The organism is Borrelia venezuelensis, from assembly GCF_023035835.1.
Taxonomy (GTDB): Bacteria; Spirochaetota; Spirochaetia; order Borreliales; family Borreliaceae; genus Borrelia; species Borrelia turicatae.
In genome coordinates this window covers 370,588-389,057 of sequence record NZ_CP073220.1, presented here as the reverse complement: position 1 = coordinate 389,057, position 18,470 = coordinate 370,588, and the positions used below count along the sequence as shown (strand labels likewise).

Here is an 18,470-nt window from a genome sequence, read left to right as displayed (position 1 = left end):
ACAATTTTGAGTGGTTGTATTTTTTGTAAGATAGTAAAAAATGAAATGTCCTGTTATAAGGTTTATGAGAATGAGTTGGTGCTTGCTTTTCTCGATATTAATCCTTTAAATGTTGGACATACTCTTGTTATTCCAAAACAGCATAGCAATGATGCTTTGGGTATGAGCGACGAACTTAATGGACAAATATTGAAGGTTTGTAAGAAAGTAGCTCTCTCTTTAAAAAAGTTAGGTTCAAATATTTGTAACGGAATTAATATTTATAGTGCAATTGGCTCTGACGCGGGACAAGTTATTTTTCATACCCATTTTCATGTGGTTCCAAGATTTAAGGGAGATAATTTTGGTTTTACGAGAGGCAGTAATATTGAACTTTCAGGAGATGAGTTTTTAGACTTATCTAAGCATATAAGCCAGAATATTTGAGATTTTTTCTTAAAATGGATTTTATAAAAATTTGCTGCGTAATTTGATTATTATGTCTTTTGAATTTTATTATATGTTGTAGAGTATTTTGCTTAGATTTTTCAAAGATATAATATTTCTGAATTGTAAATAAATTTTTACTTTAAGGATATGTTAAGTTTTCTTCTTTTATGTTAGCTAGTATTGCTAAATATCGATTAGATTCATATTTTGCCATGTTTAGATTATGATCTTGGTAATTTCCACATTCCTTTTCAGTTGCGCCTATAATATTTCCTTGAAAATTTGCAATTTCATGAAAGAGCCAAGATATTAAATCAATTAGATCTTTACTCTCATAATTACCCAAAAGGATTAAGTAAAATCCAGTCCGGCAACCCATTGGTCCAAAGTATAATACTTTGTCGCCCCAGACTTTATTGTTTCTAAGCAATGTTGCTCCTATGTGTTCGATTGTATGCATTTCTGCATTGTTAATTACAGGTTCTCTATTAGGAGCTTTCATCCTAATATCTACAGTAGTGAATGTTAAATTATCAAATATATCTTTTCTTGAAACATATATGCCAGGTTTTAGTTTTGTGTGATCAATTGTAAAGCTTGGTATTTTATTCATATTTTGAACTCCTTTTTTATTGTGTCTACGAAATCTAGTTTTTCCCATTCTAGTTCATTTTTTCCAAAATGTCCGTATGTGCATGTCTTAGAGTAAATGGGCTCTCTTAATTTTAATTTTTTAATTATGCCGTTGGGAGTTAGGTCAAAGTTATTGATGATGAAACTTAATATTTTTTTTTCATATTCGTTGTTATTTATGCCTGTAGTTATTTTAATGGATATTGGATTTGGGATTCCAATAGCATAAGCAAGTTGCATTTCAAATTCTTTAGAAATTCCTGCTGCCACCATGTTCTTAGCAATGTATCTTGCCATATAAGCTGCTGATCTGTCAACTTTAGTAGCATCTTTGCCGCTATAAGCACCACCACCATGTCTTGCAAATCCACCATAACTGTCAGCGATAATCTTTCTCCCTGTAAGGCCCGTATCTCCAGTAGGGCCACCGATGACGAAGTTGCCTGAGGGGTTAATATAATATTTGATATTTTCATCAAGCATTGATTTACTCTGAAGGATAGGTTTGATAATTTTTTCAATGATTGTTTGTCTTAGAAAATCTTGGGGAATACCAGGATCATGTTGATGAGATACAACAATATTATTGACTCTAATAGGATTTTTATTAGAATCATATTCAATGGTAACTTGGGATTTTGCATCGGGGCGTAGCCATTTAATTTGACCTGATTTTCTAAGTTTACTAGCTTTTTGCAGGATTAAGTTAGATAATTCGTATGCTATGGGCAAGAAATTTTTAGTTTCGTTGCATGCATAACCAAAGATTATTCCTTGATCACCTGCTCCTATATCGTTTGTATCTTTTTTCTCAACTGCATTTGTAATGTCAATTGACTGAGAGCCAATAGCATCAATTATTGTGGCAGATTTGTAGTCAAGTCCATATTCTATATTTGTGTATCCAATATTTTTTATTGTTTGTTTTGCAATTTCTTTTATATTTATTTCTTTTTTTGCTTTGCTGCTTATCTCTCCTGCTATGATTATTAAATTTTGTGAAACTAAAGTTTCACATGCGACTTTTGCCATTTTATCTCTTTTGAGTATTTCATCAAGTATAGCGTCAGAGATTTGATCCGCAATTTTATCGGGATGTCCTTCAGATACGGCTTCAGATATTGATGTTAAATTATTATTGAGCATATTGTCACCTTATTTAAGTTATATGAGTTTAATTAATTCCTTTACTATCTTAGCTGAATTCATTGATGCATCTTGTAGGAACTTATTGAAGTCTATGTGATTATCTTTGATATTTGGTAAATCAGATACAGAGCGAGTAATAATAAAAGGTATTTTGAATGTGTGTGCTACTTGGGCAATTGCAGCGCTTTCCATCTCTACAGCTAAAGCATCTGCAAAGTTATTTTTAATTTCTTCTAATTGTTTTTTATCTCCAATAAATTGATCACCTGTAAGTATTAGGCCAATATGAACACTAATATTTTTAAGTTTGTCTTCAATAATATTAACAACTTTGTTTAATAAATTTTCATCTGCTTTAAATTTTTGTGGAAAGCCTGGTACTTGTCCTATTTTATGTCCAAATTTAGTTAAATTAAAGTCATGAAATGCCGTCTCTGATGATACTATGATGTCTGTTATTTTAAGATCTTCAGATTTTTTAAGCCCACCAGCAGTTCCTGAGTTGATTATGTGAGTGATTTTATATTTTGATATAATGTAACTATTCCACATGGCGGCATTTACTTTTCCAATGCCAGTAGTTAAAGAGATTACCTTGTGACCCGCAATTTCTCCCTTATAAATTTTCTTCTCACCTGAATAATCGTCTAATATAATTTCTTCTTTGTTCTCGATAATTTTATTTATTTCTATCGATTCTTCATCCATTGCAGATGTTATTAAAATCATACTTTACTCCTTTTATATTTCCTTTAATCCATATTTTTTTGAAATAAATTCTATTTCATCTTGTCTTAGTATTTTTTTTATTCCTGTTTCTGTTTTGGGTATGGACTTGACATAATTTTTATTTTCACTAGGAGGTACAATTTTGTCATCTTTTATTATGTATTTTATATATGGGACATTAATATTATCTTCGTTAATTTTTGTTATTTTGGCAATTGAGTTGTCATTGAGTTCAACAATAAAATCCAGAGGGCATTGAGAGAGAACCTTAATTATTAGTTTTAAAACTCTTTTATCAAATTTCTTATCAGCATCTTGTATTAGTTCAATAAGAGATGCTCCAGAGTTTAAAGCCCCTTTATATGTTCTATCTAGAAGGATTGCGCTGTATGCACTAGCAGCACCTATTATATTAGACTCGATATTTATATTTTCACTTTTGAGTTTATTAGGATATCCTGAACCATCTAAGTTTTCTTTGTGATTTAGTATTGCTGAGCAGATAGATTGTGAAAAATTAGTGGTTGAGAGTATTTTATGACCAAGTACGGGATATTTTTTTATTACTTCAAATTCTTCGTTACTTAATTTTTCTTTTTTTTCACTTATTTGCAAGGGGATAAATAGGAAACCTATTTTGTGCAAAATAGCTATTGTACAGAGTTCAACCATTTTGTGATTATTTAAATTCATCTCGTTTCCAAGTGCGACGGTTAGTATTGCGGTATTTATTGAGTGAACGATATGATAATCGGATAGGAGCTTAGGTAGTTTCATATATTTGATGAATGTTTGTTGATTTTTTTTATAAAATTCCATTACCTTTTTGACGGCTGGAAGGACGTCTTGATAGTAGATTTTTTTATTTTTCTTGCAATTTTCATATATTTCTTCTAAATTGTTTATTAGCATGTGATAGTTGGCAATTGATTCTTCATCATATTCTACATTAATAAGCTTTTTTGTTTCTCGTATTAATGTTTCATTAAAGAACGTTCTTTGTATTTTGAGTGAACTCTTTAAGTCCCATTTTTCAATAAGTTCAGTGTTTACGGGTTGTAAGAGCGAATTTTGAGGCCATACTAGAAAGTCTTTGTCTATTATGTACGAAAAATTTTTTATATCTTTTGCTAGGTTATCAAAATTTTGCATTTTCCCCCTTAAGCTGCAAACTTAATAATAAGCATCTATCGCATATTATTTATTAATTGTATATCTATTTAGTATAATACTACATGTATGCATCAATTTTAACATTGAACTTTATTATAAGAGATCTTTAATGGTTGACAGAATACTTTTTATTTTTAATATCATATTTTTTGTTGCTTTTTTGTATTTTGTTTATTTATTAGAAATTTTCAAATTTTCAAATTTTTTAGACTTTATTTTCTTACATTGTTCTTTTATTTTAACTTTTATTGTATTTATATTTATTTTTAATATTGTTTATTCTAAATTTTTATATTCAAGATTATATTTTATGTTGAATGGCATAGAGCATACTTATACTTTTTTCAAGCTTAAGATATTACGCAAAACACTTAAGAGTGTATTTGATATTTCTCTTCTTTTAAAAATAATTTTAATTAAACAAGATAAAAAGAGTCTTGACGAGATTTATTTTTATTTAAAAGATACTAAAATGAGTAATAAGACAATTATAGAACTTTACTCTATATTTATTAGTTTTAGGGAGAAAGAGAAGGCTTCTGGTTTAATTGCTAATCATGCATACAGTAAAAATAAATGGTTAAGGTATTGTGTGGCACTTAATACTATTGCCGATGAAGATTATGAAAAGTTGAGTAATGAAATAAACTTTTTAAAAAGGTATTTTTTAAGAGGAGATCCTATTTTTACAGTTTATTTTTATTATGTCTTAAAAAGATCAAATTTAGAGTACCAATTGGTTGAAAAAAATAGACTTGAGATTAGAGATAAATATTTTAAATATAAAGATCGGCTAAATGTTAAGCATACAAGGTTACTTAATTCAAACTTATTTTTTGTAGTATTTTACTACATTTATGATATTTCAAAAAAGGATATCTTTTACTAAAAGAGGTTATGTTGTGAATATAAGAGTTAGATATGCACCTTCTCCAACTGGTTTACAGCACATTGGGGGAATTAGAACAGCTTTATTCAATTATTTTTTTGCTAAATCTTGTGGTGGGAAATTTTTGCTTAGAATAGAAGATACGGATCAAACTAGGTATTTTAAAGAAGCAGAAGAGGACCTGTATCAAAGTTTAGAGTGGCTTGGCATTGATTTTGATGAGGGTCCTACTTGTGGTGGTCCTTATGCACCTTATGTTCAGTCACAGAGAACAGAAATATATCAAAAATATGCTAAACAATTGGTTGAATTGGGAAGTGCTTATTATTGTTATTGCACGCCTGAGAGACTAGAGAGAGTTAGAAAAATTCAAACTGTTAACAAGATGGCACCGGGTTATGATAGACATTGTAGGAATTTAAGTGAGAGTGAGGTGAGAGATGTTTTAAGTTTAGGAATCACTCCTGTTATTAGATTTAAAATTCCTCTTGACGGGGAGACTTGTTTTAATGATATTTTACTTGATAAAATTACGTGGGCAAATAAGGATATTAGTCCTGATCCTGTGCTTCTTAAATCCGATGGGCTTCCAACTTATCATCTTGCCAATGTTATTGATGATCACTTGATGGGAGTTTCTCATGTATTAAGAGCTCAAGAATGGATTTCCTCAGGTCCTTTACATGTACTTCTTTATAGTGCTTTTGGATGGAATCCTCCCATTTATTGTCATCTGCCAATGGTCATGGGAAGTGATGGGAAAAAATTAAGTAAGAGACATGGTGCTACAGCTTTAAAACAATTTATTGATGATGGATATCTTCCGGAAGCCATTATTAATTACATTACTTTACTTGGTTGGTCTTATGATGATAAGAGTGAATTTTTTACAAAAGATGAACTTCGAAGGTTATTTTCTATTGAGAGAGTCAATAAATCTCCTGCTGTTTTTGACTATAATAAATTAGATTTTTTTAATAGCCATTATATTAGGGAGAAAGGAAATAATGAGTTAGCCAAGCTTATAATTCCATTCTTGCAAAAAGCAGGCTATATTAAAGAAGATATTAATTCTTTTGATGAGCAAAAATTAATTCTTTTAGTTTCTCTAATAAAGCCAAGAATTAGAAAACTTAGTGAGTCTGTTACGATGCTTAAGTTTTTTTATGAAGATATTAAAACGTGGAATTTAGACGAGTTTTTAGGTAAGAAAAAAACAGCGGGTGATATTTGTTTGCTCTTAGAAAAGATTAAGCCACTATTAGAAGGATTTGAAACAAGAATATTGTCTGAAAACGAAAAAATTTTTTATAATTTTGCTAAGGAAAATAATCTAAAAATAGGAGAAGTACTTCTTCCAATTAGAATAGCAGTTCTTGGAAGTAAGGTATCACCGCCTCTTTTTGATTCTTTGCAATTACTTGGTAAAACTAAAGTTTTTAATAGAATAAATCAAGCACAGCAATTTTTAAGAAGACATGAATGTAAATAAGTGTTTGGAATAAATTTTTAGGATGTTTAATATGATTAAAATAGAAGATATTATTTCGCTTGCTAAAAGAAAAGGGTTTGTATTTCAATCCTCAGAAATTTATGGGGGACTTTCAGGTGTATGGGATTATGGACCTTTGGGTATTGAGCTTAAGAAAAACATACAAAAAGAATGGTGGAACACCATGGTTTACTTACATGAAAATGTAGTAGGATTAGATAGTTCGATTTTAATGAGACCTGAGGTTTGGGAAGCATCAGGACATGTTGATAGTTTTTTAGATTTATTAGTGGATTGTAAAAATTGTAAGAATAGATTTAGAATAGATTCTATTGATTTGTCTAATGGTTGTTCTAGTTGTAATTCTATAGGTACGTTTACAACTCCAAGAAGTTTTAACTTAATGTTTAAGACTAATATTGGAGCTGTTGAGGATAGTTCTAATGAAATTTATTTAAGGCCGGAAACTGCTCAGGGTATTTTTGTTAACTTTCGCAATGTGTTAGATTCTACAAGACTCAAAGTTCCTTTTGGCATAGCTCAGGTTGGTAAGGCCTTTAGGAATGAGATAGTAGCTAAGAATTTTATATTTAGGACTTGTGAATTTGAACAGATGGAAATGCAATTTTTTGTACATCCTAATCAGATGAATGATTGGTATTATTATTGGCAGCAAAAGAGAATGAATTTTTTTATTGAAACTCTTGGAATAAGATCTGATAATCTTAGGTTTAAAGAACATAAAGGGGATGAACTTGCTCATTATGCTAAAGCAGCAGTTGATATTGAGTATAAATTTCCATTTGGTTTTCAAGAAATTGAAGGAATTCATAATAGAGGTAATTACGACTTGTCTCAGCATGCAAAGTTTTGTGGTAAGCCTAAATTGTTTGAATATCATGATTTAACAAGCGGTGATAAATATATTCCTTATGTTATTGAGACGTCTCTTGGACTTACAAGGAGCGTTTTAATGACTCTTTGTGATGCTTATGCTCATGAGGAACTTGAGGGAGAAGGTAAACGAATAGTTCTGCGTTTGCATCCTAAACTTGCTCCTTATAAGGTTGCAATACTTCCTCTTGTAAAAAAAGATGGGCTTCCTGAGCTTGCCAGAAAGGTGTTTATGCAGTTTAGCGATGATTTTTACATGTTTTATGATGACAATGGTACAATAGGCAAACGTTACAGGCGTCAAGATGAAATTGGTACACCTTATTGTGTAACAGTAGATTATGATACTATTGAAAATAGAACGGTTACTTTAAGGGATAGAGATAGTATGGCTCAAATAAGGATTCCTATTGATGATTTATATTCATATATTAGAACTGAAATTCTAAATTATAAGGGAGTTGCAAATAGATGAATCTTGCCTTAGAGATTTTGGAAAAAAGAGGATTCTTAAAACAGTGTACAAATTTGGAAGCTTTAAGTACCTTAATGGATAAGGAGAGAGTAGTTTTTTATGTTGGTGTTGATGCTACTTCTACTTCATTGCATATTGGACATTTGATTCCTTTTATGGTAATGGCACACCTTCAAAGGCAAGGTCATATTCCGATTGCTTTGGTTGGTGGTGGAACTACAAAGATAGGAGATCCTTCAGGTAAGGATGCAATGCGAAAAATTTTGTCAAAAGAGGATATAGAAAAAAATGTTAAGGCAATAAGAGCACAATTGCTTAGAATAATAGATTTTAGTCACGGGTATATCCTAGATAATTCAGCATGGCTTGATAATATTAATTATATTGAGTTTTTAAGAGATATTGGGGTTTGCTTTTCTGTTAATCGTATGTTGGGTTTTGAAACTTATAAGAGAAGAATTAAGGATGGTCTTTCGTTTATTGAATTTAATTATCAACTTTTGCAGTCATATGATTTTTATATGTTAAACAAAATTAAGAACTGTAAGCTTCAGATTGGGGGCGATGATCAATGGGGAAATATTGTCTCAGGTGTTGATTTAATTAAGAAAAAGTTGGGAACAGAAGTTTTTGGACTTACATTGCCGCTTATTACAAGAAGTGATGGTAAAAAGATGGGCAAATCAGAAAAGGGAGCAGTTTATCTCGATGCAGAGCTTTACAGTGTTTATGATTTTTATCAATATTTTAGGAATGTTCCAGACTTGGATGTTAAGAATTTTTTGTATTTATTTACTTTTTTGGGCAATGATGAAATCGAACATATTTCAAGTGTTAAAGGGTATTTGTTAAATAAGGCAAAAGAAACCTTGGCGTTTGAAATAACAAAAATTGTTCATGGAGAAGATGCAGCTTTAAAGGCATCCTCAGCAGCTCGAGCAGCATTTAAAGGAAGTGAAGGGGATAGAGCAGATATTCCTTTCTTTAAATTGGCATTAGATAGTTTAGAAGGAAGTATTTTATTAATTGACCTAATGGTTCTCTCTAAAGTTGTATCTAGTAAGTCAGAGGCTAGGCGGCTTATTAATTCTGGTGGAGTTTATATAGATAAGGTGAGAATAGGGGATCAAGATTATTGTCTTAATAAGGATAATTTTATCAATGGTGAAATTGAACTTAAAATTGGCAAAAAGAGGATTTTGAGGGTTATTTTGTAGTTGGTGTTTCATGTATAACAGAAGAGCTTTAAATAATTTATTTTTTAAATCATTTCTGTTTTTTATGAAACGTAAGCATCTTGTTTTTACTGAAGAGCATATTTTTTACAGTTTAATTAGCGATGAAAAAATTAAAGAGTTGCTTAGTTTATGTACACTTGATTTTTATAGTTTTAATAAAATTTTGGAAAAGTTCTTTAAAAAGCTTCCTTTAAGAGATTCTGATATTTCAGATTATCTTTTTAAGATGAATGATTTATATCAAGAGATAGTCGATACAATTTTTTATTATAAGAAGCCTTATAGGTTGCAAGAGAAAGACTTGTTATGGGTATTAATTAGGAAAAGAAAAAATATAATTTTAGATGCTTTATTAAAATCAGGTTTTAGTTTGACTATCTTTGACAAGATAATTGAAGTTTATGATTACTTAGGTTCAGACTTAGATTTAAACTCTAGTGAAAATGAAAAATTTATTGCAAATGATCTTTTCGGTAAAGAGATAGATAAGGATGGGGGTTTGAGTATTTTTGAAGAAGATTATTTAAAGTTAGAGCAAAGTGATGATTTGTCTGATAATGATAATTTGGTTGAAGATTTTTTAGTTAATGTTATTGATAGTTTAGAGCCAAGCTTAGATAAAAACCCCTTGATTGGCCGCGAGGAAGAGTTGTGTGAGTTGACTCAAGTAATGCTTCGTAAATATAAGAGTAATCCAATTGTATTTGGAGAGCCTGGAATTGGAAAGACAATATTATTGCAAGGACTTGCTTATATGATAAAGGTAGGCCAAGTGCCTCAGGAATTGGTAGGTTATGAGGTTTATTCTCTTGATATTGGGAGACTTATATCTGGAACTCGGTATAGAGGAGATCTTGAAGATAGAGTAAATAAACTTTTAGATTTTTTATATTTAAAAAAAAAAGTAATTCTTTTTATCGACGAAATTCATATGATAGTTGGAGCTGGGGCTACGTCTTTTAGTAACATAGATGTTTCAAATTTGTTAAAGCCTATATTAACTTTAGGTAAAGTAAAATTAATTGGTGCTACTACCAAATATGAATACCAAAAATTCTTTTTGAGAGATAAAGCTTTAATGAGAAGATTTCATAGCATAGAGCTTAAAGAACCAAGTTTTGAGGATACTTATCTTATTTTAAAAGGGAGTAAGGAACAATATGAAAAACATCATAATGTGGAGTACACAGATGAGGCCATATGGGCTTCAATTACTATGTCTAAGTATATTAAAGACAGATTTCTTCCTGATAAAGCTTTTGACCTATTAGATGGTCTTGGGGCTAAATTTAAACTTGAGGGCAATAAGAAAGTTATAACGGGCGATGATGTAAAAATTTTTGTTAAGTCCATGATTGGAACTAATGTTTTTAATTTTGATGATTATGATCAAAACTTACTCATTAATCTGGAGCGTAAAATAAGAGAGAGTATGATAATTGATGAGAATATTTTATCTGATTTGATATTAAACATCAAACTTTTAAGGATTAAATTTCTCTTAAAAAATAATACTCTTGGTATCTTCATTTTGATGGGTTCTTCTGATGTAGATAAGAATAAGCTTTCATGTATTTTATCAGAAGAACTTAAGATACCTAAATTGACTTTGGGAATGAGTGAATATGGTGATTTTGATGGCATTAATAGATTAATAGGACCTGTATATGGATCTGAATCTTATGATGAACCTACTAAGTTTTTTAAATTTTTAAGTGAATCTTCAAGTTCAATTATTGTCCTGTCTGATTTTGATAAATCTTCCAAGAGGGTTATAGATTTTTTTTTTGAAGGATTTAATACGGGTAGGCTTTTTGATAGTCTTGGTAGAAGTGTAAGCTTATCAGATAGTATAATAATACTAGATATTGATATAAAACATAGGGAATTTGATGGTATTGGATTCAAAACCGAAACAATCGATGGTAGAAGTTTGCTAGAGAAACGTTTTTCTACTCAGCTTTTGGATCTTGTGGATCATATTTTTTTCTTTAAGCCTGTGGGTGAAGATGATTTTGAAAAAGTTATTATTGAAGAGATGAATAGTTTTATTAAGATACTAAAAAATGAAAAAGTCGATGTTTTTTTTGAAGAAAATATTGTCGATTATTTTCAAAATAAGACTTATAGAAGTGGGCTTGGCATTAAGAGTGTGCGTAAAATTGTGCTCAAGGAGATTGGAGGTTTATTAGTCAATGACATGATTTCAAAAAAATTCAAAGAGAATGATAAGATTAGAGTTTTCCTGGACGAAACAATAAAATATGAGTTGTTGTAAACTCATGATTATAAGGAGGTATATATGAAAATATCTATAGTAGGAGCAGGGGCTTGGGGAACTGCTATTGCTAAGGTTTTGTCGGATAAATTTAAAGATAATGTTTTAATATGGTCTTTTGAAGAAGATGTTAGAGATAGCATTAATAATGATCATGAAAATGTTAAGTATTTAAAGGATATTAAATTAGCAGATAATTTGGTTGCAAGTTCTGATTTGCATGATGTTGTAGATCAAGCCGATTATGTTTTTGTTGTGACACCTTCTCTTTATACTTTAAATGTTTTGAATAAATTGAAAGGTATGTACACTACTAAAAAGTTTAATTTGGCAATACTTACAAAAGGTTTTATAACAATTGATGGGAGGCCTTGTACGATTATAGATGTTGCAGAGAGTATTTTAAGTGACTATAAAGATGAAATTACCTATATTGCAGGGCCAAGTCATGCTGAAGAAGTTGGACTTGGAATTATTACAGGACTTGTTGCTGCCAGTAAGAATAGAGCCAATGCTTTTGAATTTATTAATTTATTTAGTGATACTTCTATTTCTATGTTTTATAGTGATGATATTCTTGGGGTTCAAATAGCATCGGCTTTGAAAAATATATTTGCCATTGCATTTGGAATTTTGGATGAGTATAAAATTGAAAATCCAAATTTAATAGGCAGTAATACGGAGTCTTTTTTATTCTCAGTTTCTTTAAATGACATGAAAAATATTGCGTTTAAGCTTGGTTCTTGCAATGCGGAAACATTTTTATTTTTAGCTGGTTCTGGGGATTTAGATGTTACTTGTAGAAGTATTTTTGGAAGAAATAGACGATTTGGTCGTGAAATTGTTAGTAAAAATATCTTAGAAGGTTTGGCTGGTATAAATGATTTGATAAATAATATTCATAAAATTGGTTATTTGCCAGAGGGAGTAATTGCTGCTAATGAAGTTGCTTTGCTTTTTAAATGTTTAGGTAGTGATTCAAGTTATCATAATTTAGCGAGCATAGTGTATAAAATTTTAAATAAAGAATTAAGACCTGAAGCTGTCATTGATTATATAAGAAATTTTAAAGTTTAGGACCCAAACGGGCCCTATTGTATTTTTTTGTTCATCATATATACGATATTGCTATAGACGTCATCAATTATTTCAAAGTTCATTACAATTTCTGTGAATTCATTTGACTTAATTGCTCCTATAATATTGTGATCTTCTGTTAAATTTTCTCTCTTAACTAGAGAATTGCTGTCAACTAATATTTTTATTCTAGTTAGATCTTTGTCTACTTGTTTGATATTTGCAATGCCCCCAAAGCATTCTAAAATGTGTTCTGATGTTTTTATTGTTTCTTTATTCATGTTTGTCATCCTTTAAAGAATGCTTGATAAGCCGTATAAGAAGTATATATGTCAAATTTCGAGGTTATTTCAAATGGTGAGTGCATACTAATTACACCAGGTCCTATGTCTATTGTTCTTATGCCATAATGTGCTAAGAATTTTGCAACAGTTCCTCCACCACCTTCGTCTACTTTTCCAAGTGTTGCTACTTGCCAAGCTATTTTATTTTTATTTAGTAAATTCCTAACATAAGAGACAAGTTCAGCATCAGCATCACTTGCCATGATTTTACCCCCGTGACCTGTATATTTCATGATAGATATTCCATATCCCAATTTGGGTGCGTTTTGTTCATCATGAACTGATTTGAATAATGGATTTATTGCACCGCAAACATCAGCAGATATACTTTTTGAGTTCCATAATACTTTTTGAACAAAGAGATTATTATATTTGTTCTGTTCAAGTTTGAATATTATGTCTGATACGAAGTATTCAAGATATCTTGAGTTTAGCCCGGTTGATCCAGTAGATCCAATCTCTTCCTTGTCAACTAGAAAACATATAGCGGTTTTGCTTGGTGTTTCTTCTAAATTTAGGATGGCTTCTAGTGAAGTGTAAACGCACACCCTGTCATCTTGACCATAAGCACCAATTAGTGCTCTATCAAATCCTACGTCTTTTGCTTTTCCTGCTGGTACTATTTCTATTTCTGCTGAAACGAAATCATCTTCTTCTATTTTGTATTTTTCTTTTATTAACTTTAGAGTAGCAGATTTTACTTTTTCTTTTTCTTTAGTCTCAATAGGTAGGCTTCCAATTATGATTTTTAAATTTTCACCTTCAATGATATCATCAGCTTTTTTATCTCTTTGTACTTTTCTGTCGAGATGTGGCAGTATGTCGGGAATTACAAATACGGGATCATTTTTATCATCACCGATGTTAATCTCTACTTTCTCTCCGTTTTGCAAAAATATTATTCCTCGTATTGATAGAGGAAGGGATAACCATTGATATTTTTTGATACCACCATAATAATTTGTCTTCATCATTGTGAATTCATTCTCTTCAGTAATTGGTGATGGTTTGGCATCTAGTCTTGGTGAATCTGTGTGTGATACAATGAAATTCATTCCGTTTTCAATAGGTTCTTTCCCGATAAATACAAGAGCAACATTTTTATTGCGACATGTGTAAAAGATTTTATCTCCAGCTTTGAGTTCTTGTTTTTCGCAGGCATTAATGAAACCTTGTTCCTTTGCCCTTTGTGTAGCATAGTTGGTGGCTTCTCTTTCAGTTTTAACTGTGCTTAAAAATTTTTTGTATTTTTGAGTAAATTCTAAAATATTATTTCTATCTTCTTCGTTTAAAGAAGTCCAAGGATTTTGTTTTGTCATTGAATTTTCTCCTCTTGATTACTTATTATAACATTCTATTCTTTTTTAAATGCAGTTTAATAATAATAGAAAATAGGGTGCAATGGATTTGCGAGTTTGAACTTACAATTATTTTTAAGATAAAATGAGTTTAAATGTTGTTATAGTATTAAAAAATATTTTTGTATATTTTTAGATTGGCTCTGGTTTATGCCACAGAAATCCTTGTCCATAATCTATTCCTATCTCGTTTATCTTTTTAAGTATTTCTTCATTCGATACAAATTCAGCTATAATTTTTATTTTTTTTGTGTCAGCAATGTCTTTTATTGATTTTATTATTACGAGATCTGTTTGACTAGAATTTATTACTTGAATGAAAGAACCATCTATTTTGATGATATCTATTGGCAAGATTTTAATGTATGAAAGTGACGTATATCCGCTGCCAAAATCGTCAAGTGCAAGTTTAATTCCAAAGGTTTTAAGTTCGTTGAAATATGTGTTGATTAATTCAAAATTTTCTAAAATTCCAGTTTCTGTTATTTCTAAGCATATGTTTTGAAGTGGAACATGGCTTGTAAGAAGTGTTTCTTTTAAGAACATTCTGAAATTTTTGGACTTGAGTGAGTATGGTGAAATATTTATTGAAAAGATATGAGCACCATTTTTTGCTACAAAATTTGTATATTCTTTTAGTGCTTTAGTAACTACCAGCTTATCCACTTCAACAGTTAAATTATACTTATCTATTAAGCTAAATACATTGCCGTTTGGGATAGGAGTTCCTGTATAGTCAAAAAGTCTTGTTAATATTTCAATTTTGGGTTTGAGATCTTTTTTAAGGGGAGTAATTTTTTGATAGTATAGACTAAAAAAGTCATTTTTTATTGCTTTTACTATATATTCAAATATTTTATTTTGTTTTTTGATAAGTATTGTTTCTGGTAATTCATCTTTGTATAAAATAGGCGTAGAATCTTTATATTCATCGGATATTTTTGTTGCTATTTTTAATTTTGAAATCTTTGTCTCTATATCTTCTTTTAGGTTTACTTCTATTATTCCTATGTTGAATTTGAATATTATGAGGCCTTCTTTTTTAAGTTCTCTTGAAATGGTTTTTTTGATTTCTTCTGCAATTGAAATTAGTCTTTGTTCCCCTCCGCTTGTGGATATAATGACTATTAAATTATTGTCTTTTAATCTAAATATGTATTCTGAATAAAATGACATTATTCTCGAAGTAATTTTCTTAAGTATCTTTAAGTCGGAGTTGGCTTTCTTGTCTTTATATTTACATTCTGTATTTATGTGTAAATCCAGATCAAATAAATATATTTTTTTATAAGAAGATTCAATTTGATTTATCAATAGCTTCTCAAGTCCTTTAATGTTATACAGATCTGTTTGTTGATCGATAATTGTGAGATCTTGAATATTGTGTTTAGATTTTAACTCTGATATGTCTTTTATTGTAATTAATTTATCAATATTGTTTTGAGCAATTGTACTGATAAATAAGTCTACTATTAATTTTTTGTTATTCTTAATCTTTAAAAGGCAGTCGGTTATTAGTATGTTTTTGAATTCGGGAATATCATTTATATTGTAACTTAAATCTATTTTTGTATTTTTTTCTAAATCTATGATATTGATGTCACTTATTTTATTTGTTTTGCCTCCAATCTTTATTGGGAGTTCAAGTTCTTTGCTTCCTTTTTCGTTAATATAAATGATATCATTGTCAGTATTTGTAATGATCACTATTTCTTGAATAAGTTCAGATAGATTTAAGAAAAAATCAAGATTAGCATTGTTATTGTCATAATAAAGTTTTTTTTGTTGTATTAGTTTGTTTTTATCGTTTAATTCACTGATATTTTTTAATATTTCTATGTAATTTGGCCTATATATTGCTTCGTCTATAGATTTGTTGTCTATGATAATAGAATGAATGTTATTAATGCTTTTTAAGTCATTTGCCATATTGATTGAAAAATCTATTGGTCTTTTGTGGTTATAAATAATAGCAAATTTAATATTACTTTGTTTGATGTATTCGCTAGAGATATTTTTTCTAGATTTTACTATTTGTGATATTTTAAAAATAGATTTGATCTTTGTAATATCATTATCATTAATTGTTCCTTCAGATATTACAATTGCATTTGGATTTTTCATCTTATTTAAATAAATTTATATTAATTTTGGTATAAATCTATATTTTGTGATTTATTTCTTTAATTTTTCCGATCTTGTTTTGGCCCATGATAGCCAAATTATTCCAGATAATATTAAAATTAATGAAAATATTTGTCCTATTGATATGTTTAAAAATGAGAAATCTAATATGCTCTCAGGTTTTTTGTAAGTTATAACAAAACCTATTTCCTTGTCTGGCTCTCTTAAGTACTCGATAAAGAATCTAAATAGTCCATAAAGAATTATGTATACTCCAAAGATAAAACCGTCATATCTTTTTATTTTCCTAAAAATAAACCATAGTAATAAAAAGGTTACAGTTCCCTCAAATAATCCCTCAATGAGTTGTGATGGAATTCTCGGTAGGTTAATAAACAAGTCGTGAGGTAATATTTCTAGTCCAATTGATTTTGCAAATTCTCTTACTCCTTTCTGACTTACTTTAAAAAGTTCTGCATTGGGAAATATTATACCGCCTTTCATTGGTCTTCCATAAAGTTCTGCATTTGCAAAGTTAGCAAATCTTCCAAGTATATATCCTGAAGAAAAGGCTATTGCTCCGTAATCAGTTATCTTTCTGAAGTATTTTTTTATATTTGTGTTTTTAAGTTTGGTATTTATCATTATTATTGGTGCAATAATTACTCCGAAAAATCCTCCGTGTATTGCCATTCCTCTAAAACCTGTGAAATTCCAGTTTCGATCGAATGGCAGAAAGATGAGCCATGGGTGTGTATAGTAAATGCCACTTCTATCATAAATCAAAGTAGATGTTAGTCTTGCGCCAATTATTGCTCCCATAACAAGCGAAAACATTAGTTTTTCATAATCACTTTTTTCTATGTTAATTTTATCAATTTGTATTTGATACCAAATGAATTTGTAAGAAATTATTATTATGATAATATAAGATAGGCTATACCATGTAATTGGAATACCTTTAATTATTTCAGGATGTAACCAACTAGGATAGTTTATATAATTCGGCATTTTTTTCTCCTTAGTCTTTTTTTAATTGTGCAAATAATTTTTTTTTAAACATTATATTTTGTTTTCTTAATGTTGCAATTTCTTTTTGTTGAGATTTGATTATATCAATAATTGCATTATTGTCTATTGTTTTGTTCATTAGTAATGATTCAAGATATGCATATTTTTCTAGGTATTCATCTTGTGCTTCTTGAATTACAAAATGATAGCTTTCGTTTAGATCGTCTTCACTTAATAGTTCTACATCATTTATTATGGTTTCAAGTTCAATTAATTTTTTTGCTATTTTTTTAATACTTTTAGAAGTTAAGCTTGTTGGTTTATAAATAGTTATTGGTATTTTATGGTTTAATGCTTTGTCAATAAGCTCGTCTTTATAAATTGAACCTATACTTTGTAAATTTATATTTAAATAGTCTTTTGCAGATTTTAGTATCTTTTTAATTTTTTTGATGTCATCAGGTTTGTTTAACATGTTAAATATTATGAAAGGACTAAACTGTGAAAATTTTTTCATAAATTTTTCATAACTTTCAGGATCATAAGTTTCTATTTTGAGTAATAGATTAGGTATATATATTCTTTGTAAATCGCTAGAGTCTTTTTTTATGTCAGATATTAGTTTGTATGCTTTTGTCTCTTTTGTAAATATTTTTGATATAAGCCTAAAGATTGCATTTTTTAAGAATAAATAAGCATTCATTATTGCTGTTACTGTTGGGATCGTTATTATTACTCCGCGATTTGAAATTAGAAAGAAATCTATTGTATTAAATGTTGTGCCAGCACCAAGGTCAATTATTAGGTAATCATAGCTTAAGTTTTTTAAGTTGTTTATTATTTTTTTCTTTTGAAAGATGGCTATATTTGCAAGTTCAGGAATATTTGAATCTCCTGCAATAAAGCTTAAATTTTTTATTCCTGATTCAATTATTACGTCTTTAAAGGGAATTTTTGTTTTAAGAAAAGTTCCAATACTCTTCTTAGGTATGATATTTAGCATAGAGTGTAAATTTGAACCGCCAAGGTCAAGATCGACAAGTAATACTTTTTTCCCTTCATTTGCAAGACAAATTGCAATATTTGTCGAAAAAAGAGATTTACCAACACCTCCTTTTCCACTAGCTACAGGAATGATAATCAAACCTTTACCCCGTTATTTTATCTTTTATTTTTA

At 29.5% G+C, this 18,470-nt stretch carries 16 protein-coding genes; 7 read left to right on the top strand and 9 right to left on the bottom strand.

Features of this window, described 5'->3' with window-relative positions; genetic code table 11:
* Nucleotides 1-6: 6 nt before the first annotated feature.
* Nucleotides 7-426, top strand: a complete 420-nt coding sequence (locus bvRMA01_RS01850) for an HIT family protein (RefSeq protein WP_181005554.1) — start codon at nucleotides 7-9, stop codon at nucleotides 424-426.
* Nucleotides 427-568: 142 nt separating this feature from the next.
* Here bvRMA01_RS01850 and bvRMA01_RS01845 read toward each other — a convergent pair whose 3' ends face one another.
* The 4 genes from bvRMA01_RS01845 to bvRMA01_RS01830 are packed head-to-tail and all read right to left on the bottom strand — an operon-like array spanning nucleotide 569 to nucleotide 4,092.
* Nucleotides 569-1,042 (bottom strand): S-ribosylhomocysteine lyase, encoded by a 474-nt coding sequence (locus tag bvRMA01_RS01845; protein ID WP_041178463.1) that lies wholly within the window; start codon nucleotides 1,040-1,042, stop codon nucleotides 569-571.
* Nucleotides 1,039-2,208 (bottom strand): methionine adenosyltransferase, encoded by a 1,170-nt coding sequence (metK, locus tag bvRMA01_RS01840; RefSeq protein WP_247031781.1) that lies wholly within the window; start codon nucleotides 2,206-2,208, stop codon nucleotides 1,039-1,041. The genes bvRMA01_RS01845 and metK overlap by 4 nt, the downstream gene beginning before the upstream one ends.
* Before the next feature lie 18 nt (nucleotides 2,209-2,226).
* On the bottom strand, nucleotides 2,227-2,940 hold the full coding sequence (locus bvRMA01_RS01835) for a 5'-methylthioadenosine/adenosylhomocysteine nucleosidase (RefSeq protein WP_247031779.1): 714 nt from the start codon (nucleotides 2,938-2,940) through the stop codon (nucleotides 2,227-2,229).
* 12 nt (nucleotides 2,941-2,952) lie between these two features.
* On the bottom strand, nucleotides 2,953-4,092 hold the full coding sequence (locus tag bvRMA01_RS01830; RefSeq protein WP_119024133.1) for an HD-GYP domain-containing protein: 1,140 nt from the start codon (nucleotides 4,090-4,092) through the stop codon (nucleotides 2,953-2,955).
* Between the two features lie 130 nt (nucleotides 4,093-4,222).
* Here bvRMA01_RS01830 and bvRMA01_RS01825 point away from each other — a divergent pair, with 130 nt between their 5' ends.
* The 6 genes from bvRMA01_RS01825 to bvRMA01_RS01800 are packed head-to-tail and all read left to right on the top strand — an operon-like array spanning nucleotide 4,223 to nucleotide 12,456.
* A complete protein-coding gene (locus tag bvRMA01_RS01825) occupies nucleotides 4,223-5,002 on the top strand; it encodes a hypothetical protein (RefSeq protein ID WP_349642996.1) in 780 nt (259 codons plus the stop codon).
* On the top strand, nucleotides 4,971-6,494 hold the full coding sequence (gene gltX, locus bvRMA01_RS01820) for a glutamate--tRNA ligase (protein ID WP_247031775.1): 1,524 nt from the start codon (nucleotides 4,971-4,973) through the stop codon (nucleotides 6,492-6,494). The genes bvRMA01_RS01825 and gltX overlap by 32 nt, the downstream gene beginning before the upstream one ends.
* Before the next feature lie 31 nt (nucleotides 6,495-6,525).
* Nucleotides 6,526-7,863 (top strand): glycine--tRNA ligase, encoded by a 1,338-nt coding sequence (locus tag bvRMA01_RS01815; protein WP_247031773.1) that lies wholly within the window; start codon nucleotides 6,526-6,528, stop codon nucleotides 7,861-7,863.
* Complete coding sequence (gene tyrS, locus bvRMA01_RS01810; protein WP_247031771.1) at nucleotides 7,860-9,080, top strand: tyrosine--tRNA ligase; 1,221 nt, start codon at nucleotides 7,860-7,862, stop codon at nucleotides 9,078-9,080. The genes bvRMA01_RS01815 and tyrS overlap by 4 nt, the downstream gene beginning before the upstream one ends.
* 10 nt (nucleotides 9,081-9,090) lie before the next feature.
* Nucleotides 9,091-11,379 (top strand): AAA family ATPase, encoded by a 2,289-nt coding sequence (locus bvRMA01_RS01805; protein WP_247031769.1) that lies wholly within the window; start codon nucleotides 9,091-9,093, stop codon nucleotides 11,377-11,379.
* A 24-nt stretch (nucleotides 11,380-11,403) separates the two neighbouring features.
* The gene (locus tag bvRMA01_RS01800; RefSeq protein ID WP_247031767.1) at nucleotides 11,404-12,456 is read left to right on the top strand and encodes an NAD(P)H-dependent glycerol-3-phosphate dehydrogenase; all 1,053 of its coding nucleotides are present in this window, start codon (nucleotides 11,404-11,406) and stop codon (nucleotides 12,454-12,456) included.
* Nucleotides 12,457-12,470: 14 nt separating this feature from the next.
* Here the strand turns inward: bvRMA01_RS01800 and bvRMA01_RS01795 are convergent, their stop codons facing one another.
* The 5 genes from bvRMA01_RS01795 to bvRMA01_RS01775 form a co-directional block, all read right to left on the bottom strand.
* Complete coding sequence (locus tag bvRMA01_RS01795) at nucleotides 12,471-12,746, bottom strand: PTS transporter subunit EIIB (protein WP_011772317.1); 276 nt, start codon at nucleotides 12,744-12,746, stop codon at nucleotides 12,471-12,473.
* Entirely contained in the window at nucleotides 12,743-14,119 is a 1,377-nt protein-coding gene (locus bvRMA01_RS01790) for an aminopeptidase (RefSeq protein WP_247031765.1), read from the bottom strand. The genes bvRMA01_RS01795 and bvRMA01_RS01790 overlap by 4 nt, the downstream gene beginning before the upstream one ends.
* Nucleotides 14,120-14,290: 171 nt before the next feature.
* Nucleotides 14,291-16,282 carry an EAL domain-containing protein gene (locus tag bvRMA01_RS01785; RefSeq protein WP_247031763.1) on the bottom strand — a complete coding sequence of 664 codons (1,992 nt, stop codon included), beginning with the start codon at nucleotides 16,280-16,282 and terminating at the stop codon, nucleotides 14,291-14,293.
* Nucleotides 16,283-16,333: 51 nt separating this feature from the next.
* On the bottom strand, nucleotides 16,334-17,293 hold the full coding sequence (gene lgt / locus bvRMA01_RS01780; RefSeq protein ID WP_247031761.1) for a prolipoprotein diacylglyceryl transferase: 960 nt from the start codon (nucleotides 17,291-17,293) through the stop codon (nucleotides 16,334-16,336).
* Between the two features lie 10 nt (nucleotides 17,294-17,303).
* Nucleotides 17,304-18,437 carry a P-loop NTPase gene (locus bvRMA01_RS01775; protein ID WP_247031759.1) on the bottom strand — a complete coding sequence of 378 codons (1,134 nt, stop codon included), beginning with the start codon at nucleotides 18,435-18,437 and terminating at the stop codon, nucleotides 17,304-17,306.
* Nucleotides 18,438-18,470 lie beyond the last annotated feature (33 nt).

Bases quoted from the DNA above. Each gene is read 5' to 3' on its own strand.
- tyrS (WP_247031771.1), top strand. From the start codon at position 7,860: ATGAATCTTGCCTTAGAGATTTTGGAAAAAAGAGGATTCTTAAAACAG.
- bvRMA01_RS01800 (WP_247031767.1), top strand. From the start codon at position 11,404: ATGAAAATATCTATAGTAGGAGCAGGGGCTTGGGGAACTGCTATTGCT.
- bvRMA01_RS01835 (WP_247031779.1), bottom strand. From the start codon at position 2,940: ATGATTTTAATAACATCTGCAATGGATGAAGAATCGATAGAAATAAAT.
- lgt (WP_247031761.1), bottom strand. From the start codon at position 17,293: ATGCCGAATTATATAAACTATCCTAGTTGGTTACATCCTGAAATAATT.
- bvRMA01_RS01815 (WP_247031773.1), top strand. From the start codon at position 6,526: ATGATTAAAATAGAAGATATTATTTCGCTTGCTAAAAGAAAAGGGTTT.
- bvRMA01_RS01830 (WP_119024133.1), bottom strand. From the start codon at position 4,092: ATGCAAAATTTTGATAACCTAGCAAAAGATATAAAAAATTTTTCGTAC.
- bvRMA01_RS01845 (WP_041178463.1), bottom strand. From the start codon at position 1,042: ATGAATAAAATACCAAGCTTTACAATTGATCACACAAAACTAAAACCT.
- bvRMA01_RS01795 (WP_011772317.1), bottom strand. From the start codon at position 12,746: ATGACAAACATGAATAAAGAAACAATAAAAACATCAGAACACATTTTA.
- gltX (WP_247031775.1), top strand. From the start codon at position 4,971: ATGATATTTCAAAAAAGGATATCTTTTACTAAAAGAGGTTATGTTGTG.
- bvRMA01_RS01785 (WP_247031763.1), bottom strand. From the start codon at position 16,282: ATGAAAAATCCAAATGCAATTGTAATATCTGAAGGAACAATTAATGAT.
- bvRMA01_RS01825 (WP_349642996.1), top strand. From the start codon at position 4,223: ATGGTTGACAGAATACTTTTTATTTTTAATATCATATTTTTTGTTGCT.
- bvRMA01_RS01805 (WP_247031769.1), top strand. From the start codon at position 9,091: ATGTATAACAGAAGAGCTTTAAATAATTTATTTTTTAAATCATTTCTG.
- metK (WP_247031781.1), bottom strand. From the start codon at position 2,208: ATGCTCAATAATAATTTAACATCAATATCTGAAGCCGTATCTGAAGGA.
- bvRMA01_RS01790 (WP_247031765.1), bottom strand. From the start codon at position 14,119: ATGACAAAACAAAATCCTTGGACTTCTTTAAACGAAGAAGATAGAAAT.